Source organism: Methylomonas sp. ZR1 (assembly GCF_013141865.1).
Taxonomy (GTDB): Bacteria; Pseudomonadota; Gammaproteobacteria; order Methylococcales; family Methylomonadaceae; genus Methylomonas.
The window spans coordinates 735,726-761,243 of sequence record NZ_RCST01000001.1; the positions used below are offsets into that span (position 1 = coordinate 735,726).

Below are 25,518 nucleotides of genomic sequence, written 5' to 3' on the forward strand. Positions count from 1 at the left end.
TGGCACAGGCGAAATTATGACTAATAGACAACAGCATCAGCATGGCGACGCGGTATTTTTCAGATTAAATCCTATTGCGGCTTGCGTAAAGTCGGCAGTCGCGGGCAGTATGCTGATCGCTTTCGTCTCGCCGGTTTGCGCCGAGTTACCGGTGCCCAGCGCGGTTTGGGCCAGCATGGGTGGCGCCAGTCGTTCCGTCATCGGCAATAATATGACCATTAATCAGGAAACCGACCGGGTTATTCTGAATTGGGATAAATTCAACGTCAGTGCCGACAGTTCCGTCGAGTTCAAACAGCCCAGCGCCAGCGCCATCGCGCTGAATAAAATCGTCGATCCCAGTAAAAATCCCAGCCAGATTTTGGGCTCGGTGACTGCCAACGGCCAGATATATTTGGTCAATAAAAACGGTTTCGTGTTCGGTAGGGATTCCGTGGTCAATGCCCGCGGTTTGGTGGCTTCGACGATGGATGTCAGTTTCGAAAAAACCTTTGATAAAGAAACCATCGGCACTGTCTCCAAGGATGGTCGCGCCGCTTTTGTCGGTTCCGGCGATTATTATCAAAAAAATACCGACGGCAGTTTTAAGCTGGATGCTAACGGCCAAAAAGTTCCCATCGAAATCAAAGTGGAAAGCGGAGCGCGGATTAAGTCCGGCGAGGGCGGCCGCATCCTGGTGATTGCGCCGAGCATCATGAACAAAGGCGATGTGGAATCGCCCGGCGGCCAGGTGATCATGGCGGCGGCGACCGACAAGGTGTACTTACAGGAAGCACCTACCGCCGATGACAGAAGCAATAACGATGTGCGCGGCTTGCTGGTGGAAGTCGAAACCGGCGGCAAGGTGGAAAACTTGGGCAACATCGCCGCCAATCGCGGTAACGTCACCTTGATGGGCTTTGCCGTCAAACAAAGCGGCAAGGTGTCGGCAACGACTTCCACCAATGTGAACGGCACTATCCGTCTGTTGGCTAGGGAGGGTTTCACCACCAAGACCGAAGGCGGCGAGACAGTAATAGCCGCCAAGTCCACCACCCGCACGACAGATAAAGGCGATGGTTTGGGGCGTTCCGCGCAAGTGACTTTGGGTGCGGGCAGTACTACCGAGATTTTGCCCGAGGTGGAATACATTGAGGAAACGCAAAATCTAGAGTCCGGCGAAACCGTCAAGGTGTTGGTGGAGAAAACCGCTGTACCCGGTCAGGTGCAGCCGCAATCTCGGGTCGAGATTATGGCTGATAAGGTGCATTTACAGGCTGGGTCGGAAATCAACGCGCCTTCGGGCAAGGTATCAATTACCGCGACCAAATCGCCGTTAAATCCGGTTGCCGACAACAGCCAAAAAAACGATAGCCGGATCCTGATCGATGCCGGCGCGAAAATCGATGTGTCCGGTACCGATAAAGTCATCCGCACCATGGAAAGCAATGTCTTGGAAGTGGAACTGCGCAACTTTGAATTGAAAGACGCGCCGTTGCAAAAGACCGGGATATTAAAAGGTAAGACCGTCTTGGTGGACATCCGAGAAGGTACGCCGCTCACGGACATTGAGCCCACCGTGGCAGGGATTGGCCGCACGGTCGCCGAACGGATGGTTAACGGCGGCGAGATTGTGCTTAACTCCGAAGGCGATGTCATCCTGGAAAAAGGCGCGGTTCTGGACTTTTCCGGTGGCGAGCTTACCTATCTGGATGGCTTTATTACCACCAGTAAACTGCTGGCCAATGGCCGCTTGGTGGATATTAGCGAAGCCGATCCTTTAGTGCCTTACGAGGCGATTTACGGCGAGGTGGTGAAAAAATATCAGAAATGGGGCATCACCAAAGTCTGGAAAATCGACGGTCCATTCACGCTGGCGCGTTTCGAACCGGGTTATGTGGAAGGCCAGGACGCCGGCAGCCTGATGATTCGAGCCAACAACGCGATTTTAGACGGCGAGCTATTGGGTAAAACCACTAACGGCAGGCGGCAGCGGACGCTGGCCGAGCAGGCCAAAGGCAGCCGTCTGACCGTCGATACCGCGTTTACCCTGAGTAATGCGCAGGCCTTGATTTTCTCCGCTGGTGTGCAAAACAGCGTTGATTTGGATATCGACGAGGTGTTCCCGGTCGGAAATGACGGCTTGGCCATGGCTCTGGCCGTGGATGCTAACAAACTCATCGACGGCGGCGTGCATACTGCGGTGTTTAAAACCAACGGTAACATCAGCCTTGCCGAGAATGCGACCTTGCGCTTGGCGGCCGGCGGTAATCTGACGTTACAAGGCGGCGCGATTGACGTGCGCGGCAATATCGTTGGTGCCGGCGCCACGGTAAAACTGGAAACCGCCGAAACCAACGCACCGGGATTGCAAGGCGAGATTAACCTGGCTTCCGGGGCGACAATCGATTTGCGCGGGGAATGGATTAACGATTTCGCCCAGCCGGAAAATCTTGATGGCAAGACGGTGGCCATAGACGGCGGTAGTTTTATTGCCAAGGCCAAGGGTAACGGCGGCGGCGTGAATTTGCGGGCCGGCAGCTTGATCGACATTAGCGCCGGGGCCTGGTTGCACGAAGACCGTAAGCTGGAAGCCGGTAAGGCGCAAAGAAACACCGGCGAGGGTGATACTTTTAAAGAGGGCGGTATTGTGTTGGTCGCCGAACCTGCCATAGACAAGGCCGGCGCCAACGTGTTGCTGGATGGTGTCATGCACGCTTATGCCATGCAACAAGGCGGCGGCTTTACCGTAAAAGCCAATGCGGTAGCCATTCGCCGGGAAGAGACGCCTAGCATAGGCGATGGCGGCGTACAGCCTTTGCAAATCGCTACGACGTTTTTCGGCGAAGGCGGTTTTGCCGAGTTTGATATAGGCGCAAACCTGAACGGCTTGACGGTGGAAGACGGCGTCAATATCCAGCTGCGCCAACAGAACAGAGTACTAAACAACACCTATCTGGAACAGGCTAATGCCGACGGTATCGGAGCGTTCGCGGATTTGACGACCTTGTTGCCGGAACTGCGCGCACCCAGCAAATTGACCTTGCGAGCCGATCATGCCGCGGGGATTAATGCCAACAGCAATTTGCTGGTGGCTGCTACCGCAACGATTAACGCCGACGATTTAAGCAGCGTCACGCTAGAGTCCGATTCGTCCCTGGTGCTGGATGGCCGGATCGTCGCACATGGCGGTACGGTGGCTCTGGATATTATTCCCGATCAAAGTGAGGTCGATCCGCAGTACCAGCAGAATCAAGGCATCTGGCTGGGCAGCACTGCCCGCATCGATGTGTCCGGCGGCAGTCAAATTACCGTGGACGGCTTGGGCCGGCGTATCGGTAAGGTTTTTGACGGCGGCAAGGTGGTCGTCAATGCGCAACGCGGCTTTTTTGCCTCCCAGGCCGGCTCTTTGATCAATGTATCCGGTAGCCAAGACATCCTGGATTTACCGGGTAATAGTCCCGCCGCGATAGGCGCGAGTTTTGCTGCCACGCTAGTAGGTTCGCATGCCGGCAGCATTAACGTTACCGCCGCCGAAGGCGCGTTCCTGGACGGCGATATGCAAGCCGCCGGCGGCGTTGCGCCAGGCACCTCCGGCGGCAAACTGTCGGTGTTTCTTAACGTAGACAATCGCCGCGATTCGGACATAGAGAACTCCATCTTTCCGCGCGCGCCGCGCATTTTGAAAATCTCCCAGGAACGGAATGTACCGTTTTCTGCCGTTTTTTCTAAACCCGGCGATTCGTTACCCAAGAAGGACTCGCCCGGCGACCGGCTGACCGGCATTGGCTATCTGGCTGCCGAGCAGATTAGCGAGGGCGGTTTTAGCTCTGTGGATCTGGCCGTATCCGGAGAGAAGGGTGAGATTCGTTTTACTGGCGACGTCGATCTGCAACTGAATAACGCTATTGCTTTGGATGCAGTCAATTTCGGTTGGGAGCGGAACACCGCCGCCGATACCGGTAATGTGCAAATCAGCGCTACTACTGCGACTTTGGGGTCGGATAGCTATCGCGCGCCGCTAGTAAAAGCCAGCAACGGGGATGGCCGATTGGCGGTTAATGCCGATTTAATCGATTTGGTCGGTGGCTCGGTAACGACCGGTTTTAATACGGTTGATCTTGCCGCCGCTGGCGATATTCGCCTGAAAGGTATAAGGATCGACAGTAAGGAACTGGATTTTGTTGGCGAATTTAAAACCTTTTCCAAACTTAATTTAACTGCGGCGCAGGTTTATCCCACCTCCTTGACCGAGTTTACCTTGGCGGTCACCGGCGATCCGAACGGCACGGTGACTTTCAACAAAAGCGGTAGTGCAACGCCGGTGCTGTCGGCCTTGGGTAGTTTGACCGTGCAGGGTCCGAATATCGTCCAAAACGGCGTGCTCACCGCGCCCTTGGGTGAGATCGTTTTGGACGCGACAAAATCGGTGACCTTCGGCGCCGACAGCGTTACGTCGGTCTCGGCCAAGGGGCAAATTATCCCGTTGGGCGTGACGCAAGGCGGCTTGGAATGGTTGTTGCCATTGGCCGGCACCGGCAACAATCTTAACGTGGTCAACCCCGATCTGAAACCGGCTGAAACGGATAAAAAGCGGGTGTTTGAAAGCCCAGAGAAAAAAATAACCGTTAAAGCCGCGCAAATCCTTCGGGAAGACGGTGCTTTGGTAGATTTATCCGGCGGCGGCGATTTATTGGGCTTCGAATTTATTCCCGGTGATGGCGGTTCGGTAGATGTTCTTGATACTGATCAGCGCTTTGCGGTCGTGCCGGGTATGTCCGGTTATTCGCCGTTCGACCCCAAATCGTTTCCCGAATCAGGTTTGAAGACTGGCGACAGCATTTACATCGGTGCCGGTAGCGGCCTTGCCGCCGGCTACTACGCCTTACTGCCGGCTCGTTACGCCTTATTGCCGGATGCATTTTTGGTGGCGCCGGTCGCCGGCAGCGCCAATGCCATTCCCGGCACCAGTAGAACCCGGGTCGATGGCGCAGCTGTCGTCACCGGCTACCGCAGCGTTGCCGGAACAGACATCCGCGATCAGTATTGGTCGGAGTTTGTCGTCGAAGCCGGCAGCATCGCGAAAACCCGCAGCGAATACAACATCAGCTCGGCCAACCAATTTTTCGCGGATAGAGCGGTAAATAAAGAACTGGCGATTCCGCGTCTGCCGCAAGATGCCGGGCAATTGGTGCTAAACGCCAAAACCCGTCTGGAGCTACCCACCGTGGTGGCCGATGTGGTCGAGGGCGGACGTGGCGGCTTGGTCGACATCGTGGCGGATAAATTGGCCTTGGGCACAACCGCCGCAACCGACGATGTTGAATTGTTGGTTAGCGACCTGGATAAGTTTAGAGTGGATAGTTTGTTGCTCGGGGCGGTGAGAAGCTTTGACGCGACGACCGGCCACACCAAGCTGGATGTCATCGCCAAGTCGGTGACGCTAGCTCAAAACACGACCTTGAAAGCGCCGGAGGCCTTGCTGGCCGCCAGCGAAACCGTCACGCTTGAACAGGGTGCCAAAATCGAAGCCAGCGGCGCGGTTGCGGATACCGATGGCGATACGGTGCTGGAGCTGAACGGAGATGGGGCATTGCTGCGCGCATCGGCGGGCAAACAGGCAACGATCAACCGAACCGGCGCCAAGGGCTTGAAAGGCGATCTGACTATAAATGCCGGCGCGATCATTTCGGCCGGCGCGGGTTCGGTGGCGCTGGACTCGACACGGCGGACCAAAATGGCCGGCGAATTGAATCTGGCCGGCGGTTCCTTGTATCTGGGCGCGGAGACCATCAACCTCGGCGAGACCGCCGGCGTAGCGAACGGCCTGTCGCTGGATAATACTCAGCTCGCGCACTTGACTGTTAATGAGCTGGTGTTGAGCAGCCGGGGTATGGTCAATTTGTACGGCGAGTTATTGCAAACCGATGCGCTGGGTCAGCCTTTTCAATTCGGTGATTTACGTATCGACGCCTTGGGTTTGGCGGGCAAAGCCAATGCCGGGAAAACCCTGTCTTTGAATGTGAAAACCCTGAGTATTGCCAATAGTAAGTCTACGGGCAGTGTTTTGGCGGGCGACGGCGGCGGGGTATTGAATATCAATGTGCAAGAGCTGCTGCTGGACCAAGGTAAATTCCAGCTGTCGGGATTTGCCGCAGTGAATGTTAATGCCGGTGAGCGCATGATGGGCAAGGGTGATAGCACCTTGACCGCATTGGCCGACTTAAGTGTCAGCACACCTTATGTCAGTGCCGAGAACGGCGCTAAAACCATCATCAGTGCCAGCGGCCATAACTTGTCGCTCACGGGTGGCAGCCAGGTGCTAACCGCTTCTACCCAAGGCATAGCTGCGCAATTACTGTTGGAAGCCGATAGCATTGGTTTGAACACGGCTTTGTTGTATCAAACCGGTAATGTGTTCTTGAATGCCTTGCAGGGTAATGTGACCTTAGGTGGGAATGCATTGATCGATGTGTCCGGCGCGGTGGCTTATGCGGGCTTAAGCAAGCCGGTGAATCTGTCCGGCGGCAAAATCGGTCTGAGTTCTCAGCATGGCAATGTCAGCGCCGAAGCAGGCAGTAAGCTACTGCTAAACGCCAGTAACGCCGATATGCTGGCCGGATTGTTGTCCGCGCAAGCCGGCGCCGGCCAGGTGCAATTCAACGGTTTTATCGATGCTCATGGCGTCGGTAAGGCCAACGGTGGCCGGGTCGCCATTGATACCGGCAGTTTGAGCGCCGGCGGCTTTAGTGTGTTAAATGCGGTGTTTACCGCCGCCGGTTTTAGCGGTGCTGTCGAACTGAGAACCCGCAGCGGCGACATTGTGGTTGAGGCTGGGCAAACTGTGAGTGCTAATGCGATCAATCTGAGCGCCGACACCGGCAGTATCAGCATTGCCGGCACCTTGGATGCTGCGGGTGCGAATGGCGGTTCGGTGACCTTGGCAGCGGAAGATCTGCTGACGCTGAATAGCTCGGCGCTGATTCTGGCGAACGCGCAAGCGGTGAACGGCAACGGCGGCAAGGTCAGTTTGTCGTCTATCGATGGGGCCACGGCAGATGGCGCCGGCATTGAGATCCAGTCCGGCGCGCGTATCAACGTCGCAGCGGCTGGAACCGGTGCGGCGGGCGAGGTGTATTTACGTGCCGACCGCGAAGATACCGACGGCGACGGTTTGGCGGACATTAACGTCAAAGCCATCGCTGCCGGTACTATCGTTGGCGATAGCGACGTTACCGTTGAAGGCGCGCGCATTTATCACAACAGCCGTATCGCCTCCGCCGAACAGCAGGCGATGCATAACGATAATCTAGCTTATATGGCGGATTTGGCGGCGGCCAATGTGGCTAACAGCCGCTTTGGCGCCGGTTTTACCATCATCCCCGGGGTGGAAGTTCGCAGCAGCGGCAATTTGACTATCGCCGAGACTTGGGATTTGGGGAAACTCGATAGCGGAGAAGCCTGGCGTTATGGCGCGAACAACGATCTGGTTGGGGTGTTAACGCTTAGAGCGAAAGGCAATTTGTTAATCAATGCCAATTTGAGCGACGGTTTTTCCACCGGGGTTTTGAATTCATCAAGTTTTGGACCGATCAACGTCAGCGATTATTTGCAAACCGGAGCTTCATGGAGTTACCAGCTGATCGGCGGCGCCGATTTGGGTTCCGCCGATGCAATGACAGTGCTGGCCTCTGCCAGTCTGTTGACCAGTGCCGGCAGCGGCGACGTCAGTTTAGCCAATGATGTCAGCGTGCGGACCGGCACCGGCGATATTGATATTCGTGCGGCGCGTGACTTGGTTTACGGTAATCAAAACTCGGCGATCTACACGGCGGGCCGGGCGGATGTGGATGATGCCAAACGCTGGGGCAGCGGCGGACCGGATTTGGCCGCATTGTTCTACGCAGAATATCCTTTGGACGGCGGCGACATCAGCATTCAGGTGGGGCGGGATATAGACGCCAAACCTAGTGCGCAATTGCTCAGTGATGCCTTGGTGCGCACCGGCGATTGGTCCAACAGCAATCAGCACAGTACGGAATTTAACTCGGAACGTCCGACAGCCTGGGGCGTGGCCTTGGGTATCAGCGACTCAAGTGGCTTTTCTCGTCAGCATCAGCAAAGCGTAACCGCTTTCGGCGGCGGTAATGTCCGCATCAGCGCGGGCGGAAATGTCGAAGACTTGTCGGTGATGGTCCCTACCACCGGTAAACAGGTAGGTGAACGGGATACGCCGGTAGCGGATGCCACTGTTATCACGTTCAAGACCAATGTGGTCGAAGTGAACGGCGGCGGTAATCTGCAATTGCAGGCGGGTGGCGATATCGCCGGCGGCGTGTTTTATGTGGATGGCGGGGCGGCGGATATTTATGCGCACGGCTCTTTGAAAGCCGGTACCAACAAGGGTTTGAATCCGATATTGGCTTTGGGCGATGCGCAGTTTAATGTCGTCGCCGGCAAGTCCATGGCCCTGGAAGCGATTGTCGATCCGATGTTCGTGACCTTGCCGGAGTCGGTCGATTTGATTAATGGCTCGTCGAATCGGTTTTTCCGCTATAGCACCGACAGCAATGTGACATTGACCACGCTCTCCGGCGACCTTGGCCTGGAAAACGACATCGCTAGTTTGAAGAAGGCCACCAATACCAATATCTCCGAGGGCTTTTTGGTTTATCCGGCCGGCCTACAAGCCTACGCACTGAACGGCAATATTGCCGTCGATAAGAGCTTTACGTTGTACCCATCGGCGCAGGGTGACTTGGAGTTATTCGCGGCTGAGAATTTAACCGGTAAGGGTAATCCGCGGATTATTTTGAGCGATGCGGAACCCGCGGCATTACCTAGCGCCGCATTGCCCTTCTTCGGGTCTTCCTTAACCGACTTGGACAATGTGCTTAAGGTTCTGGATATTCAGCAACCGCAATCGCCCACCGCGATACATGCCAGCACGCCGTTGCACGCCAATGACCCGAATCCGGTGTTGATCAGTACCGGCACCGGCAACATCGGCCGTATCGACGATGACATCGTATTCGTATTGGCCAAGCCCGCCGAGGTCAGCGCCGGTAAGGATATTGTCCGCGCCACGTTTAATATTCAACATAACAATGCCGACGCGGTCAGTATCTTTAATGCCGGCCGAGACATTCGTTACACGATCAATATTCACCCCGATACCGGCAATATCATCGAAGCTGATCAAGGCATAGACGTGGCCGGTCCCGGACAATTAACCGCGCTGGCGGGCCGGGATGTGAATCTGGGATCGTCCATAGGCATTACATCTTCGGGCGATCAATCCAACGCCGCGCTGGCCGATGACGGTGCCAACATTGCCGTGATTGCCGGTTTGGCTGGCGGTGCGCTGGACAGCAATGGCTTTGCCGAAGGGTTTATGGCAAATTCTGGTAAATACGTCCTGGAAAATCAGCGTTACCTGAATTTGTTCGTGCAGGAAATGCGCAGCATCACCGGCGACCCGTCGTTAAGTGTCGATGCGGCCAAACTGGTATTTAGCGGGCTTTCCACGGTGGATAAGGCCCGGTTAGACAGCAAGCTGTTAAGCGTCGTGCAATCGGTGTTTTTGCAGGAGGTAAAAGCCAATGCCAGCACGCTGGCCAAAGCCACCACCAAACAGGCGCAGGATCTGGCCGAGCTAAAATTGCTGGCTACCATCGAGTCGCTGTTCCCCGGTACCACCTTATTGGCAGGCAATAGCGATTACCGTGTTGACGCTGCGAACGGCATTGTAGTTAACGCCGATACCAGCGCCAGTAATATCTTGAATAGTTTGAACGCCGCGCTGCAGCAAAAAATCGAAGCAGAGTTGACGAGGCAGGGCAAAACCTTTGCCAGCGCTAGCGACCGCGAGAAAGACGACGCCCGTGAGTTGGTCAGGCCCAAGCTGGGCAATATATCGCTGTTTTTAAGCTCGATACAAACCAAGGACGGCGGCGACGCCAATCTGTTTACCCCCAATGGCGGCATTACCGTGGGCTTGGCAACCGCCGATATTGGTTTAGCAAAGGAAGATGATGAGTTGGGCGTGATCGTGAAAAAGCAGGGTGAGGCCAATCTGCTGGCCCGCAACGACATCGACGTGAACATCCAGCGCGTGGTGACTTTGGGTAACGGCAATATAACCGGCGGTTCCACTGAAGGCGATGTCGATGCCGGTCGGAGTGCGCAAACCGCGTTGGCGGCTCCACCGCTTAAAGTCAGTTACGACGCGGCGGGGATGCCGGTACTGGAAGTATCGCCGGTGTTGCAGGGCGGCGGTATCAGAACGGTAGGAGCAGGCGACGTGTTGTTGTTTGCACCGCGCGGCATCATTGATGCCGGTGAGGCGGGTATCAGAGGCAATAACATCACGCTGGCGGCAACGGCCATTGTGGGCGCGGATAATATTGATGTTGGTGGTTCTGCCGTGGGCGTGCCGGTCGCCGCGACCGGCAGCATCGCCGCCGGTTTGACCGGTGTCAGCAATGTGGCGGCGGCGGTCGGCAAATCGCTGGATAGCACCGGCAATGTTGGCAAGGATGCAGCCGAAAAACTCGCTAAGGCAGCGACCAACACCTTGGGTATCTTGAGCGTGGATATTCTGGGTTTTGGTGAATAGCCTGCTGTCTTGCCATTCAGGCCGACAATGGCTGAATTGCCCGTGTTCGCAGCGGGCAGTGGGCGTGTCGGCCTGCGCTAACTCGGTCGTATTAATACTATTTTTTTCCCGTTTTTTCGATTCTTTCCCGCCCGTCATAATCATGTAAAAAAACGTTGGGATAATCCAGTTTATGTTTTGATTTGAGAGTGATCATGAAACGGATTGTGTTTTTAGTAGCGGCCCTGTTAGCCATGCCCGGCCTGGCCCAAGCTTGGTGGAATGACGACTGGGGTTATAGAAAGAAAATAACCATCGATGCCCAGCAATTGCAGCAGGGCGGCGTGACGCCGGTAGCGGAGGGCTTGGTGCTGGTGCGACTGCATACCGGCAATTTCAGCTTCTTCGCCGATTTGGGCGAAAACGGCAAAGATTTGCGCTTCATGGCCGGCGACGATAAGACTCCGTTGAAGTTTTATATCGAAAAGATCGATACGGTCAACGAGATGGCGCTGATTTGGGTGAAATTGCCCAAGGACATTGCTACGGCCGATGAGCCGATGTTCTGGATGTATTACGGCAATCCCAAGGCTGTAGACGGCCAAGATGCGCCGGGAATTTTCGATGTGGCGCAAGCGGTTGCCTATCACTTCGAAGCCGGTCCGGTGAAAGACGCTACGGCCTACGCCAATCAACCGGCCACCGCTACCCAAACCGTTGTGGAAGGTGGAGCCATTGGCGAAGCGGGCGGTTTTAACGGTAGTCAAGCGATACGCATCACGGCAACGCCTGCGATTCAAATGGCGGTCGAATTTGGCTGGACCGTTTCGGCATGGGTAAAAATTGATCAGGCGCAAACCGACGGGGTGATATTCGCGCGGGATGGGCTGATTTTATCTGTTAGAGGTCAAACCCCGGTTTTGGAGGTTAATCGTAAGCAGTTGGTCAGTTCCGCCGATCTGAATTTGGCCACTTGGCAGTATTTGTCAGTCGCAGGGAATAAGGACGGTTTTACCTTGTATGTGGACGGTAAACCGGTCGGTATCTTACCGGCCAGCGTGCCTTCGCTGTTGGGTGATATGAGCATAGGCGCGGCGGTGGACGGTTCACGCGGCTTGGTCGGTGCCATTGACGAATTTGGTATTGCCAAGGTTGCTCGTGACCAGAATTACCTGCAATTCGCCGCGCTTATGCAAGGTCAGTCGTCGGCATTGTTGAACTACGGTGAAGACAGCACACCCGACAGCGAAGAGGGCGGCGAATCTTATCTGATGTCGACGCTGGATAACGTTACCGTGGACGGCTGGGTCATCATCGGGATTCTGGGGGTGATGTTTGTCGTCAGTACGCTGGTGATCGTCAGCAAAGCGATTGTCCTGAACCGTACCCGCAGTGAGAACAAAAAATTCGAAGACGCCTTTAGCCAATTGGGCGCCAAAAATATCAGCAATCTGGATCACCAGGACGAAGACGGCCAGGAAGATTATGACGAATCGCCGTTGTTGCTGTCCTTGACCGGCAATCATTCGGCGTTTGCCGGTTCGTCGATCTACCGGATTTATCACGTTGGTGTGCAGGAAATGAACAAACGTCTGGCCAAAAGCGTGGGCGCCGAAGCGGCCGAACAGGGCTTGTCTGCCCAGGCGTTGAACGCGGTAAAGGCCTCGATGGACGGCGTGTTGGTGCGGGAACTGCAAAAACTTAATTCGCAAATGGTGTTATTGACCATCGCGATTTCCGGAGGTCCGTTTCTGGGATTGCTGGGCACCGTGGTCGGGGTCATGATCACCTTTGCGGCGATTGCCGCCAGCGGCGAAGTGAACGTCAACGCTATTGCGCCCGGTATCGCCGCGGCTTTGGCGGCCACCGTCGCCGGTTTGGGCGTGGCGATACCGGCGCTGTTTGCTTACAACTATTTGGGCAGCATGATCAAGGCCGTGACCGCCGACATGCATGTGTTTGTTGACGAATTTGTCGCCAAACTGGCCGAGCAGCATAGCTAATTAAACGTTCGTAGGGTACGCAATGCGTACCTTGCCAAAGTCTGCCGGTATGCGTTGCGTACCCTACGAAAACCCGAGAAGATTCAATGAAAGTTCAAGAAGAAAACGCGGCGTACGACGAAATCAACGTTACGCCTATGCTGGATTTGGCTTATGTGTTGCTGGTGGTGTTTATCTTGATGACTACGGCGGCTGTGCAAGGCGTGCAAGTCAATCTGCCCAAGGCTAGTAACACACCCAGTTTGGCTAAGCCGCAAACTAAAGCCATTACCGTGACGGCTGACGGCACTTTATTTCTGGATACCTTTCCGGTGACGATGGAACAGCTGGAATCGACGCTGATGCAATACAAAGCCGCCAACCCGGAATTGCCGGTTGTTGTTAAGGGAGATGCTACCGTCCAGTACCAAAGCGTCGTCGATATTTTGGCTTTGCTCGGCAAACTGGAAATCACCCAGGTCGGTCTGGTTACCCAAAATCTGACCAAATAAAGCCTTGCGACATGTCAAAGAAAAAACATTGGCGGGTTTATATTCCCATGTTCATTGCTGCCGTAATTGCCGCTATCGCGATTTTTTACGTCGTTAAAATCATTATGGAGTTCGTCGACAAAAAGCCGGCGAAAAACGAGAAAAAAATTCAGCCGGTTACCTTGTTTAAACCGCCGCCCCCTCCGCCGCCACCGCCGAAAGTCGAGAAGCCGCCCGAGCCTGAGATCAAGGAAAAAATCAAGGAACCGGATCCGGAACCCGAGCCTGAGCCGGAACCCGAACCGGAACAAGCACCGCCGCGCGATCTGGGTCTGGATGCTGAGGGTACGGCCGGGTCGGACGGTTTTGGTCTGGCGGCCCGCAAGGGCGGTACCGGCTTGTTCGGCGGTGGCGCCGGCAACCCGTTTGCCTGGTACGGCGGTTTGGTCAAGAACGGGATTCTGAACATTCTCAGCAGCCACGAAGAATTGCGCCGTAAAGGCTATACCGCCATCGTCAAGGTCTGGCTGAAAGCCGACGGCTCGGTAGAACGGGTGGAATTGGCCAAGGGCAGCAACGATGCGGACATCGACGAATTGCTCAGCCGCTTGTTGAATAAGTTCGACCGCGTGGCGGAAGCACCGCCGCCGGGCATGCAGCAACCGATCAAGTTAAAAATTTCATCACGTATTTAAGTATCCACAGGTAAAACAATGGCGAATAAGAAACAGCTGATGGCCCTGGCGCTATCGGGGCTGATCGGTACCGTGCAGGCCGGAGAAAAGGAAGAGTTGCTGAAATTGCGCAATACCACCACTAATTTGATCAAGCAATTGGTCAAACAAGGGGTGATTACCGACAAGGCTGCCAACGAGATGATCAAACAAGCCGAAGTCGAAGCCGGCCAGCAAGTGGCCGAAGCCAAGGCGGCCGGTGTCAAGGAAGCCGTGCCGGCCGATGAAGTGCGGGTGGCTTATGTGCCTGATTTTGTAAAGGACGAAATTCGCCAACAAGTGCGTAGCGAGTTGCGCGAAGAAGTGGTCGGTGATGTGATGCAAAAGGCCAAGAACGAACAGTGGGGCTTGCCTAATGCGTTGCCGGAGTGGACCAGGCGTTTCAAGTTGTCTGGCGATATTCGCCTACGTTCTCAGCATGAGATGATGGCCAAGGAAAACATCGCCAATTCTTATATTGATTGGCAGGCGGTTAATGAAAGAGGCGGTCTGAACGCGGCGGGTGTGGATCAATTCTTGAATACGACTACCGACAGACAGCATTTTCGCGAGCGCTTGCGCTTGGGCATTGATGCGGCGATTACCGATGGTATGAAAGCCGGTGTGCGTTTGGCGACGGGTAATCAACGTGACCCGGTGTCTACCAACCAGTCTTTAGGCTTTACCGGACAAAAATACGATTTCACCGTGGACCGGGCCTATCTGCAGTACGATGCGATTGACGACAATAAATTCAAATGGCTGACCTTGTCCGGTGGCCGGATCAAGAACCCCTGGTACACTGGCGGTGGCGAGTTTACCGGCGGTAGCGAATTGGTGTGGGATACGGATTTATCTTTCGAAGGTTTTGCCGGCACCGTGCGCCACCGTTTGGGTGGATCGGACAGCTTGATGGCTAACGACGACCACACGCATTCCGTTTTTGCCACAGCCGGGGCGTTTCCATTACAAGAATCGGCGCTGAGCAGCGATAAATGGTTGTTCGGCGGTCAAGTCGGCGTGGATTGGGGCTTTGTCAATCAAGACAATTTAAAGGCTGCGCTGGCTTATTTCGATTACGTCAACGTCGAAGCTAAGCAAAATACCAGCGTTTTAGGCACTTGCGATCTCAATACGCGCGGCAACACCGCTTCGCGTCCGGAATTCATGCAGGGCGGCAATACCTTGGCGTCGATTTGCCGAGAAGGCACCGGCGCTTTGGCTTCCAATCCGGGCATGGTCGGTTTGGCGTCTGATTACAATATCGTCAACGCCAATGTTTCGTATGAAATGACTCTGTTTGCCCCTTACCATCTGCGCTTGAGCGGTGACTACGCTAAAAACGTCGGCTTTAATAAAGCTGCGGTCAGCCGGATGCTGAACGGTACGGTGGTTGAGGGTAAAACCAACGCCTGGCAGTTTAGGGCGGATTTCGGTTGGCCAAGAGCCGAAGTGGCCGGGCATTGGAATGTGTTTGCTGCCTATAAGTACGTGGAGCGCGATGCGGTATTGGATGCATTCACCGATTCTGACTTCCACCTCGGCGGTACTAACAGTAAGGGCTGGTTCATCGGCGGTAACTATGGCTTGATGAAGAACGTTTGGTTGACCGGCCGCTGGTTGAGTGCGGACATCATCACCGGACCTCCTCTCGGTATCGATGTGTTGCAGATCGACGTGAATACGCAATTCTAGGTAGGTTGTCGATGAATACATTTCCGAAAGTGGCCGTATTGTTTGTGCTTATCAGCAGCGCTTGGTCCGCCAGTCAGGCCGCGCCGCGTGAGGCTGCCAAGAACGACGGCGCCGTGTTAAAGCTGCAAGCCATGGTCAAAAGTCTGACCGCCGAACGCGATGCGGCAAAAGCCGAATCGGCCAAGTTAGCCGAGGAGTTACAGGAGCTTGAGCGGTTGAAAAAAGCCCATTCCGCGGCGGTGGCGGCTAAGGAACAAATCAGCAGTGAGTTGTCCGTGCAGCGAAATGCCAATGGTGAGGTGCGCGAGCGTTTGCAGAAAAGCAATGCCAGACTCTCCGACGTGATGGAAAAGCATAAGGAAGTGAGTCAGGCTAAAGCCGATTTGCAAGCGCAATTAACGGCATTAACTACCAAGCAGCAAGCAACCGAGCAGCAATTGGGGGTTTGCGATAATCATAATGTGAAACTTTACGAGGCTGCCAAGGAATTGCTGGCACGCTACGAAGACAAAGGCGCACTGGCTAGTATGCTGCAGAATGAAGCCTTGCTGCAATTCAACAGTGTGGAAATGGAAACTATCGTCCAGGAATATGAGGACAAGTTGAACGCCGGGAAATATCAAAAACAATCTGCTGCGGATAGTGGCACAGCGCCGGCTGGCGTCCAATAGTTTCTCTACTCAGGTGCGGCAACATGCCGCACCTCGACCCTCGCTGATTTACCGAAAGCCTTAAGGCTTGGTCGCGTAAATAAGTTAAAATCCCAAAAAGCGGCGCTCCATTATGGCGGCTACATAATCAAATGCACGAATTATCGAGAGACTAATGACAACGAAACAAAATTTTTTAAAAAATCTAGGCATTGTTGTGTTATCGACCGGCTTGGTGGCCTGTAACGGCGCCGATGAACGGAAAGCGAAATACATGGAAGAAGGCAAACAGCTATATCAAGCGGGTGATTATGAGAAAGCGTTGCTTGCCTATAAAAACGTGCTGCAAATCGATCCTAAGGACTGGGAAACTCACTTCCAGATTGCGGAAGCCCTGAGTAAACAAGGCAAAATCGAAAATGCCTTTAAGGAATACAGCACCGTGGTTGCCGGCAATGAAAATCATGTGATGGCGCGGGTTCGGGTTGGTCAGCTGCTGTTATTGAATCGCGCGGTAGACGATGCGGAAAAAATGGTCGGCGAAGCTTTGGCCAAGGAACCGGACAATGTCGAGGCTTTGGTGTTGTTCGCCGGCGTCCAAGCAGCCAAAAATAACAGCGATGGCGCGATTATGACTGTGGAGCGCGCCTTGAAAAACAGTCCGGACGATGTGCCGGCGACCTTGATGATGGCCTCGATTAAAGCGCGTTTGGATAAAGTAGGCGAAGCGATTACTTTATTGAAGCAAACTATTGAAAAGAAACCGGATAATGTGGCGTTGCGCAGCATGCTGGCCGGTTTGTACGCTAAAAACAATCAGATTGCCGATTCAGAGGCCATGTTGTTGGAAATTGTCAAACTGGAGCCGCAGCAATTACAGCACTACCGTACGTTAGCCTTGTTCCAGGTCGGTACCAAACAAGTCGATAAAGCCGAAGCGACTCTACGCGATGCGGTTAGCAAATTGCCGGACAACGATACCGCCAAAACTTATTTGGTCGACTTCCTGTTGGAAAAGCGCAGTCCGGAAGTGGCGATTGCAGAGCTGCTACCGATGATAGAGCAAAAGCCGCAAGCGTATGAACTGAAATTCAAACTGGCTAATATCCAGCTGGCCCAAAAGCAAGTCGATAAGGCCGAAGCGACTATGAAAGAAGTCGTCGATCAGGATAAATTGGGACCCAGCGGCATCACCGCACGAAATAAATTAGCGGCTTTGTATGCAATGACCAAGCGCGGCGAGGAGGCTAAGGCCTTGATCAAGGAAGTGTTGGATAACAATCCGCGCGATGCCGAGGCTTTGACGCTGCGCGGCCAGTTTGCTTTGGGTGAAAACAAAATTCCCGACGCGATTGCCGATTTCCGCTCGGTATTGGTTGATCAACCCAACAATATCGGTGTGTTGAAAATGCTGGCCGCAGCTCATCTGCGCAATAACGAGGAAGAGCTGGCCAGAGAAAACATGGAAAAAGTAGTGGCCGTCGCACCGGGCGATGAGACCGCCCGGCTGGATTTGGTTGGCTTGCATATGAAAGCCGGGCACCAAGATCAAGCCAAGCAGCAGCTTGAAGCACTGATGAAAGCCAATCCGAAAAGTCTGAAAGGTTTGGAGGCGCTGTTTAAAATGGAGTTGTCGCAAAAGCATTGGGATAAAGCGCAAGAGATTGCCAAACAGGTGCAGCAGCTATCCGATAAGGATGCCACCGGCTTTTACATGTCCGGCTTGGGCTATCAGGCGGAAGGCAAGCTGGAAGCCAGTACCGAAGCCTTTCAACAGGCCTTGGCGCGTAAGCCGGATGCGATTGAGCCTTTGACCGAGATGGTCAAAAGCTATTTGGTATTGAAGCAGTCGGATAAGGCTATCGGTAAATTGCAGCAAGTCATTAAACAGCAACCAGATCATTTCGTTGCTTACAATTTGCTGGGTGGTGCTTATCTGAACGAACAGAAATTTGCCGAAGCAAAAACAGCTTACACAAAGGCTTTGAATATCAAACCAGAGTGGTATAGCCCTTATCGGAACTTGGCCTTGATCGAGTTGGCACAAAAAAACCAGGCCGAAGCCATCAATATCTACAAAAAAGGGATTGAAAAAACTAAAGGGGCATTGGAATTGGTCGACGACTTGGCGCGTTTGTATCATCGTGACGGTCAGCATGAGCAGGTGCTGGCGCTTTACGAAGAGTCTTACAAGCTGCATCCGGATTCGGTGGTTGCGGTTAATAATCTGGCCAGTTATTTGTCGGATTTTTCCGCCGGTCCGGATAGTTTGGAACGGGCAGCCAAATTGGCCGAACCTTTATTGCAAACCAATAATCCCAATATGATGGATACGGTTGCTTGGGTTGCCTATAAACAAAGCAATTACGATAAGGCTAAAGAGATATTGTTGAAAGTGATTGAACGCGATCCGCAATCGCCGATCAGCAATTATCATTTGGGTATGGTGTATTTCAAGCAAAATGATCCGGTTAAAGCCCGCGAATATTTGCAAAAAGCGGTCGATAAAAAAGTGGAATTCGATGGCTTGAATGAAGCGAAGGATGTTTTGAGTAAACTCTGATAGGAAATGTAGGGACGTGGCTACCTGCGGTAGCCACGTCAAACCGGCTTAAAGGCTTAAACCCCGGTATAGCCGATTTTAATGTCGGTGGCTTTATTGAATACTGTCCCCAGTACGTTGGTGTCTTTTAACAAAGAGGCCGCGTGCTTCAATTGATCCGTCTTGGTATGCCCCTCGTCGATCACCAACAACACGCAATCCACATAAGGCGAAAAACCCAGCGTATCGTCGTGCGACAAAATCGGCGGCATATCGAAAATAATGATACGCGAGGGATAACGGCTTTTCAGTTCGTTAACCAGTCGTACCATTTTCGGTGAGCGCAACATCTCAGTTGAGTTGAATAAAGGTTTGCCGGCCGGCAAAACTACCAGACGTTCGATGCCCGGATTAATCAGCATGGAACTCAATTCGGTGTCGTTCAACAAATAATCGCTAAGACCTGTGCCCGGCTGAATGCCGAATAATTGATTAATGCTGGGATTTTGGAAATTGGCATCCACCAGCAGGGCTGTGCGGTCAAGTTCCATCGCCATGCTGATGGCTAAATTTGCGGCTGTTAAGCTATTGCCGGTACCTTCGCTGGGGCTGGTGATAGCCATGGTTTTCCATTCCATCGCATCCATCTGCTGCAAGCAGCGGGTGCGTAGCATGCGGTAGGATTCCAGCCATTTTCCAGGTAACGCCGCGGAAATAATCCGGTTTTGCTTCAGTAAGTTTTGATCCGGAGTGTGCACCCGCGTTTTGGTGTAAGCGATGCTGACTTTGTCGCCGGGTTGATTGGCTAATCCGGCTGCGGCAGGATTACTTTTTTCCACGAGGTTTTCAATGGGGTTCATGAATTTTCCCTTAAATGATTAATTGCCCACGACACGTAGTAATTTGTACCAAAATACATCTAGCGGCATGACGATAAAATGAAATGCAACGATAGCCAGAATGCCGGCTATTGCCATGCCTATCAACAACAGCCGTCGCTCGTTTCTATGTGCTTGATGTTCCCTCTGGCTTTCGAAATAAGGTATCGACGCCAAAGGTTCCACACCCAGAATCGCCGCGACCGCTTTTGGGCTATTAACGGTCGAATCCAGCATTTCGGTCAATGCCACCGCTCCTAAGCCGCTTGCCACTGCCAACACCATGCCCAGTACCATAATCGCAATTCGATTCGGGCTAACCGGTTGTAATGGTTCTTGGGGGGGGTCGATTAAAGTAAAACGCTCGCCTTTTCTTTCCATTTCCAATTGTTGCGAGATTTGCGCTTCCATTTCTCGCGCACTCACTTCACGGTAGCGCAGATTGGTATTGTCCAGATCCTGGATCAAATCCATGTATTCTTTTTCAACCAATGGCGATTGGCGTAGGCTTGAGCGTAACTCTTCCATTTTGCTCTGTACGCGACTACGTGTGAAATTCAACGATTCGATTTCGGTATTCACTGAAGCCAGTTGCGACTTCAAGGTGATATAGGCCGGGTTATCCGGTTGAATGCTGGCATTGCTGTAGTCGCTTTGTTTCGCGCTAGCCAAGCTTTGTTGCAAGGCGCTGATTTGTTTTTGCAGTTTCACCACGTCAGGGTGTTTGTCCGAATACTGTTTCAACAACAAGGCCAATTCCGCTTTTCTGTCGGTTAGTTCGCCGTTCATCGCATTCAGATCGGTGTTGGAGCCGATTTCTTTTTGCAATGAGTCGATTTCCCGTTTGATTTTAATCACATCGGGATGGTTCGCAGAATGGTTGGATAACACCGATGGATATTGCGATTGCAGTTCCTTCAAACGGTCTTTCATATCGAACACCCGATTGCCCACGGCGTTGGTAGCCATGGTGTTAGGATCGATTTGCGCCAGTTCGCCTTCCAGATAATAACGCCTATCTTGGAGTGTCCTTTCTTGGCTATCCAATTGCAATAACTGATTGCTCAAGGAGGTCAGTTCTTGTTGGTTCATGGCGCTGATTTGCGGCAGTTGGTTCAGGTTCTTTTCCTTGAACGTAGCCAGGTTTTGTTGAATTTCCTGGATTTTGGCTTTAAGGCGCTTTGATTCTTCGCTCAAAAACAACGCCGCATTTTCAGCGGATTCGGTGCGAGATTTGATGTTTTCTTTCAGAAACAAGGAAGTCAATTCGTTAGCGACTTTTTGCGCGAGCGCGGGTGATTTATCATCAAATGTTAGCGTAAAGGCAATGGTAGCTTGTTGGGCAGGGCCGCTTTTGTTATTGGCGACGTCGGCACTAATGGTTTCTACTTTGATGCTTTTACGCATTTTTTCCAGAATGACTTCTTCCGGCTTTTTTTGCCGTTCCTCGGCATAGAGATCGTATTTCTTGATGATTTCCGTCAAATTCGGTCGGGTCATTATCCGTTGGCTGATCATCTGAATCCGCTGGTCGGCGAAGGTGGTCACTGTGGAATGCACCAGCTCGGCAGGAATTTCTTGCGCCTCGATCAAAATGGTGGAGGTCGAGCGGTACACAGCCGGTAGCAGTACTGCCAAAACGATGCTGATCAGCGCAATGATTAGAAACGGAATAACTAAAAACCGTCTACGTCGTTTGATGATTTTTAGATAGTCCTTGATGTCGATGGCTTGATTTTCCACGCTATTTCACCTGACGATTGATTTGCGGTTGATAAGAGAATTGTAGTTGTACGCTATCGCCGGTGATGGTCTGGTTGTTTGATTCATACACTTGCTGGCGATAGCTATAAGACAGATCCAAATTGATTTCCGGCGTCCAACGCCACTGAACACTGGGTGATAGGGTAATAAATGTGCGGTTATTGCTTCTGCTGGTATCGTTACTAAATGTGGATATCGATTCGGATAGCAAGTAATTGGCGTTGATACCGGTGGATAAGCGCTCCGTGAGATTGTATCGGCCTCGGGCTGAAAAGGTGGTTGAGGTTTGTTGCTGGCCGGTGCTGGCCGGGTTGAGCTGTTGTCCGGCACTTAAGCTGAAGTCACCCCAGTCGCTTTTACGAGCCAAGCTTGCCGAAAATACGTTGCCTATGGTGTTTTTGGATAAGGAAGACCGACTATTAAGCTCTGGCGCAGGGTTTGACGAGCTGGTGAATTGAGTGCTGTCAGTTGTTGTGTCGCGAATCCCAGCTGAAAATGCTAATTGGGTCTGCTCGTCAAATAGATATTGCACACCCGCCTGGTAAGTGAACGTAGTCGATTTTTGGCTGAAACCTGTTGTTATTGGCGCGGTTTGATAAAATCGCAATGGTACAGGAAAAGGAAAAGGATTGAAAAGACCGATTCCTGGACTCTCGTTTGCCGATTCATACACCGAATACGCACCTGTCAGGTTAAATGACAAGCGTTCGGTGTAGGCATGGCTGGCCGTTGCCGAATATTGCTGGAAACTATAATCCGAGTAATTAATGTTATTTATCAGATTTTGCGCTCTGTCAAACGCCACATCCTGATAACTATAACCCAATTGTAGAGAGCTTTTTTCGTTCAAGTTATAAGTGACAGTCGGGGAGACTGATTTGGTGTTCCGTGGTACGAGAAGTTGCACGCCACCTGCTTCGTTGATCTGCGTTGGGTCGATTACTGTAGGGTCGAGTTGGTTATTAATCGAGGATTCTTCCGCATAGCTTGCCGCAAGATCGGTTTTGAAACGTTCGCTTTGGTATTTGTGGCTAAGATTGACCAGTTTTTCGGAAAAATCCAGCGCCGAGTCGCTACTGTAAATCAACTCATTCCACTTAAAACGGGTATTTAATTCGTTGTCGTCGGCAAGATAGCCGAACATCACACCTGGAGAAAGGGTGCTGATAAAATTGCTATGCTTTGGATGAATCTGCATGCGTACATTATCGTCAAAGCGCTCCTTAAAGCTGAACTCCGGTTTGAACAACAAATCCAGCGCGTAGCCATCGGTGCTGAATAAAACCAACGCAGGTAGCAAAAAATCCGTTTTTATCTTCATAGATAGTGCTTCTATCTAATTCCGCTTAGGGTACGGTAACCGTGTCTCCCGGTTCCAGCAGGATGTTTTGTTCCAGGTCTTCGCCATCAATCACATCGCTGTAGTCGAAAGGAAACACTTTAACTTGATCGCCGGTGCGGCGAATAATGCTAATCGAACCTTCCTTGGCAAACACGGTCAGGCCGCCGGCCAGACTCAGCGCTTGCAGCACATCCAGGCGTCTGCCGGAAAACACTTGTCCGGGTTTGTTGACTTTGCCGATCACAAAGATGGAGTTGCCCTGGTTGTTGAGTAATTTAACCGAAATCGAGGGGTCGGATATGTAATCGGCCAGCCTGCTGGTCAAATTATCTTTTAGCTCGGTAATGGTTTTGCCGGCGGCGCCGACGGTACCGATCAAGGGGAAAATAATGGTGCCGTCCGGGGAAATCAGGATTTGCAATTGTTGTAGACCCTCTTCTTTCCAGACCGTGATTTCCAATGCATCACCCGGCGATAGTTGGTAAGCCGCATAATTGGTCTGCTCGATAGTCACCGTAGGTGCAGGGCTGATTGTAGTGTTGTTAATGGGCTCTATTGGCGGTGCAGGTGGGATCGGGGTTTCCGGTTCTGCCAGGGCAGTGGAGGAGCAAAGCAGACAAAACGAGAAAAGAGTAATTATCTGTTTCAAAATGTATTCCTTTATGATGTTATTGAGGTTGCAAACCGCACTTTTCGAGCCAAACGCCAAAGTAAGGCGGGATTCTAGTAACGGAATATAACAAGAATAAGACGATCCCAAACGCAGTCTTAGGTGAGAAACACCTAGACATTTCATGCGATTATAACCGGGAATGACTGTGTTTTGTTCGAATCAAACAGTAAATTAACCAAAAATTAATAAAACTTTGGGAGTAAGGCAGTGACAGTGAACGATTTTTTACAACGTGTTAAGTCCGGGCAAGCGGTCGAATTTCAGGAAGTCATTGCGCTTATTGCCGAGCATTATCAATACCAACCCACCGAGTTTAGTAACGGCGTGCAACAGCCTCTGGTAAACGAAGCGGGTCGTAATGAGGGCTCTTGCAAGATTTTTGCATTCGCCAAATTGCATAAACTGACTGTCGAACAAACTCTGGCGCTCTTCGGCGATTATTATCGCCAAGATGTATTGGGTAACCCGTCCGGCGACGATCATCAAAATATCAGACACTTTATGCGTGATGGTTGGGAAGGCATTGTTTTTAAAGGCGAGGCCTTGCAAGCCCAATAATTGCCGTGCAAATTGATGTACTGCTGATCGGTCAGGGTTTGGCTGGCAGTTTATTGGCTTGGGAGTTATGGCAGCGGCAAATGCGAATCTTGGTGGTGGACGGCGGTGCGGAGAACGCCTCGCAAGTCGCGGCTGGTTTGATCAATCCGGTTACCGGGCAGCGCTTGGTAAAGCAGGTGGATGTGGAAAATCTGCTGCCGGCCGCAATGCATGCTTATCGGCAACTTGAGAGACAGTTTGGGCAAGCCTTCTATCAGCAAATGCCAATGCTGAAAATTCTGCGCACCGCCAAAGAGCTTGAAATTGCCGAACGCCGTTTGAGTCAGGCGGATTATAGTGCTTACTTGTCGGGATTGGCGCCGGCACCGATGGGAGTTAACGCGCCTTACGGTGTGTTACAACAAGCCCAGACCGGCTATTTGCGGACCGAGGCTTTGCTGAGTCGGTTGCATGATTTTTTACGGAACAAGCACTGTTATCGGCGATACACTCTGCAATACGCAGAAATTAACCTCGAGCCGGCGCTGCGTTGGCAGGAAATCTATCCGCGGCATATTGTTTTCTGTGAAGGTTATCAGGCGCTTAGCAATCCATGGTTCAAGTATCTACCTTTTCAATTGGCAAAAGGTGAAATACTGGGTTGCGAAAGTAGGCAAGATATTCCGCAACAGATTTTGAATTACGGGCATTGGCTGATTCCATTGGAGTCCGGGCGCTTTAAGACCGGTGCGACTTTCGAAACAGATCAAGTAGATCATGTGCCGACCGAAGCAGCGAAAACCGCTTTATTGGCGAGCTTACGTGCGGTCTGCCCACAACAACAAAACCTTAATGTTTATCAGCATCGCGCCGGAATCCGGCCGGCTACACGCGATAAACAGCCGTTTATCGGCACGCATCCCAAATATCCGCAACTGCATATTTTCAATGGCTTTGGCGCCAAGGGCAGCTTGGCGATTCCCTGGTACGTTGTCCGGTTTGCCGATTACTTGCAACAGCACGCCGGCTTGCCGCCCGGTTGCGATATACGCCGCTATGACAAAACCTATATCCCTGCTTGAAACTGCTCACCATATTGTTGGTTCTTACCTAGAACCGGGCGACGTGGTGCTCGACGCGACACTGGGTAACGGCCACGATACCGTGTTTCTGGCGCAGAGCGTTGGGGCGAGCGGTCATGTGTTTGGATTCGATGTTCAACGGCAAGCCCTGGGCAATAGTTTTCAGCGTTTAATTAAGGCTGATTTACAGCGCCGGGTGACCTTACGCCTGGCCAGTCATGCCGATATGCTGTCGCATGTGCCCGAGCAATGGCTTGGCCGGGTGAGAGCAGTGATGTTCAATCTGGGTTATTTACCCGGCGCCGATAAATCCATAATCACCCAAATTGATTCGACGCTGGCCGCCTTGGATGCCGCGCGTAGTTTATTGGCGCCGCGTGCCGTGATGACGGTGTTGGCGTATCCGGGTCACGCCGGCGGCGATCTGGAGGCAGAGCAGTTGGCGGCATGGTGTCGGCAGTTGGATGGAAGTCGTTTTACTGCGGAAGTTGTTCTTAGCAGTCACGACAAGCCCAGTGCACCGCGGCTTTTTGTTATTCGCAAACAAACCGATCTGCTATGATTGCGCTCCTTTTTTTACTAGCAATAGATGT

At 52.5% G+C, this 25,518-nt stretch carries 14 protein-coding genes; 10 read left to right on the top strand and 4 right to left on the bottom strand.

Features of this window, described 5'->3' with window-relative positions; translation table 11 throughout:
• The first annotated feature begins 16 nt into the window (after nt 1–16).
• The 7 genes from DDY07_RS03360 (at nt 17) to DDY07_RS03390 (ending at nt 18,670) form a co-directional block, all read left to right on the top strand.
• Nucleotides 17–10,597, top strand: a complete 10,581-nt coding sequence (locus tag DDY07_RS03360; protein WP_171694806.1) for a filamentous haemagglutinin family protein — start codon at nt 17–19, stop codon at nt 10,595–10,597.
• Nucleotides 10,598–10,791: 194 nt separating this feature from the next.
• On the top strand, nt 10,792–12,579 hold the full coding sequence (locus tag DDY07_RS03365; protein ID WP_171694807.1) for a DUF2341 domain-containing protein: 1,788 nt from the start codon (nt 10,792–10,794) through the stop codon (nt 12,577–12,579).
• A gap of 86 nt (nt 12,580–12,665) precedes the next feature.
• Entirely contained in the window at nt 12,666–13,070 is a 405-nt protein-coding gene (locus tag DDY07_RS03370) for a biopolymer transporter ExbD (RefSeq protein WP_020482301.1), read from the top strand.
• An 11-nt stretch (nt 13,071–13,081) separates the two neighbouring features.
• Entirely contained in the window at nt 13,082–13,744 is a 663-nt protein-coding gene (locus tag DDY07_RS03375) for an energy transducer TonB (RefSeq protein ID WP_253734394.1), read from the top strand.
• Between the two features lie 18 nt (nt 13,745–13,762).
• A complete protein-coding gene (locus DDY07_RS03380; RefSeq protein ID WP_171694808.1) occupies nt 13,763–15,457 on the top strand; it encodes a putative porin in 1,695 nt (564 codons plus the stop codon).
• An 11-nt stretch (nt 15,458–15,468) separates the two neighbouring features.
• Nucleotides 15,469–16,128: a hypothetical protein gene (locus DDY07_RS03385; protein ID WP_171694809.1), complete on the top strand. Its 660-nt coding sequence runs from the start codon at nt 15,469–15,471 to the stop codon at nt 16,126–16,128.
• A gap of 154 nt (nt 16,129–16,282) precedes the next feature.
• Nucleotides 16,283–18,670 carry a tetratricopeptide repeat protein gene (locus DDY07_RS03390; RefSeq protein ID WP_171694810.1) on the top strand — a complete coding sequence of 796 codons (2,388 nt, stop codon included), beginning with the start codon at nt 16,283–16,285 and terminating at the stop codon, nt 18,668–18,670.
• A 56-nt stretch (nt 18,671–18,726) separates the two neighbouring features.
• Here DDY07_RS03390 and DDY07_RS03395 read toward each other — a convergent pair whose 3' ends face one another.
• The 4 genes from DDY07_RS03395 to DDY07_RS24395 all read right to left on the bottom strand — a co-directional run bounded on the left by DDY07_RS03395 (nt 18,727) and on the right by DDY07_RS24395 (nt 23,147).
• Nucleotides 18,727–19,509, bottom strand: coding sequence for a CpsD/CapB family tyrosine-protein kinase (locus DDY07_RS03395; protein WP_171694811.1), 783 nt, complete (start codon nt 19,507–19,509; stop codon nt 18,727–18,729).
• Between the two features lie 18 nt (nt 19,510–19,527).
• Nucleotides 19,528–21,270: a lipopolysaccharide biosynthesis protein gene (locus tag DDY07_RS03400; protein WP_171694812.1), complete on the bottom strand. Its 1,743-nt coding sequence runs from the start codon at nt 21,268–21,270 to the stop codon at nt 19,528–19,530.
• Between the two features lies 1 nt (nt 21,271).
• A complete protein-coding gene (locus DDY07_RS03405) occupies nt 21,272–22,543 on the bottom strand; it encodes a TonB-dependent receptor (protein WP_253734395.1) in 1,272 nt (423 codons plus the stop codon).
• Between the two features lie 94 nt (nt 22,544–22,637).
• Nucleotides 22,638–23,147: a polysaccharide biosynthesis/export family protein gene (locus DDY07_RS24395; RefSeq protein ID WP_033159006.1), complete on the bottom strand. Its 510-nt coding sequence runs from the start codon at nt 23,145–23,147 to the stop codon at nt 22,638–22,640.
• Between the two features lie 366 nt (nt 23,148–23,513).
• Between DDY07_RS24395 and DDY07_RS03415 the strand changes: the two genes are divergently transcribed.
• The 3 genes from DDY07_RS03415 to DDY07_RS03425 are packed head-to-tail and all read left to right on the top strand — an operon-like array spanning nt 23,514 to nt 25,487.
• Nucleotides 23,514–23,864 carry a HopJ type III effector protein gene (locus tag DDY07_RS03415; protein ID WP_171694814.1) on the top strand — a complete coding sequence of 117 codons (351 nt, stop codon included), beginning with the start codon at nt 23,514–23,516 and terminating at the stop codon, nt 23,862–23,864.
• A 5-nt stretch (nt 23,865–23,869) separates the two neighbouring features.
• Nucleotides 23,870–24,925 (top strand): NAD(P)/FAD-dependent oxidoreductase, encoded by a 1,056-nt coding sequence (locus DDY07_RS03420; protein WP_367650848.1) that lies wholly within the window; start codon nt 23,870–23,872, stop codon nt 24,923–24,925.
• Complete coding sequence (locus DDY07_RS03425) at nt 24,900–25,487, top strand: class I SAM-dependent methyltransferase (protein ID WP_171694815.1); 588 nt, start codon at nt 24,900–24,902, stop codon at nt 25,485–25,487. The genes DDY07_RS03420 and DDY07_RS03425 overlap by 26 nt, the downstream gene beginning before the upstream one ends.
• Nucleotides 25,488–25,518 lie beyond the last annotated feature (31 nt).

Excerpts from the sequence above, each read along its gene's own strand:
- DDY07_RS03360 (WP_171694806.1), top strand. The coding sequence starts at position 17 with ATGACTAATAGACAACAGCATCAGCATGGCGACGCGGTATTTTTCAGA.
- DDY07_RS03365 (WP_171694807.1), top strand. The coding sequence starts at position 10,792 with ATGAAACGGATTGTGTTTTTAGTAGCGGCCCTGTTAGCCATGCCCGGC.
- DDY07_RS03370 (WP_020482301.1), top strand. The coding sequence starts at position 12,666 with ATGAAAGTTCAAGAAGAAAACGCGGCGTACGACGAAATCAACGTTACG.
- DDY07_RS03375 (WP_253734394.1), top strand. The coding sequence starts at position 13,082 with ATGTCAAAGAAAAAACATTGGCGGGTTTATATTCCCATGTTCATTGCT.
- DDY07_RS03380 (WP_171694808.1), top strand. The coding sequence starts at position 13,763 with ATGGCGAATAAGAAACAGCTGATGGCCCTGGCGCTATCGGGGCTGATC.
- DDY07_RS03385 (WP_171694809.1), top strand. The coding sequence starts at position 15,469 with ATGAATACATTTCCGAAAGTGGCCGTATTGTTTGTGCTTATCAGCAGC.
- DDY07_RS03390 (WP_171694810.1), top strand. The coding sequence starts at position 16,283 with ATGACAACGAAACAAAATTTTTTAAAAAATCTAGGCATTGTTGTGTTA.
- DDY07_RS03395 (WP_171694811.1), bottom strand. The coding sequence starts at position 19,509 with ATGAACCCCATTGAAAACCTCGTGGAAAAAAGTAATCCTGCCGCAGCC.
- DDY07_RS03425 (WP_171694815.1), top strand. The coding sequence starts at position 24,900 with ATGACAAAACCTATATCCCTGCTTGAAACTGCTCACCATATTGTTGGT.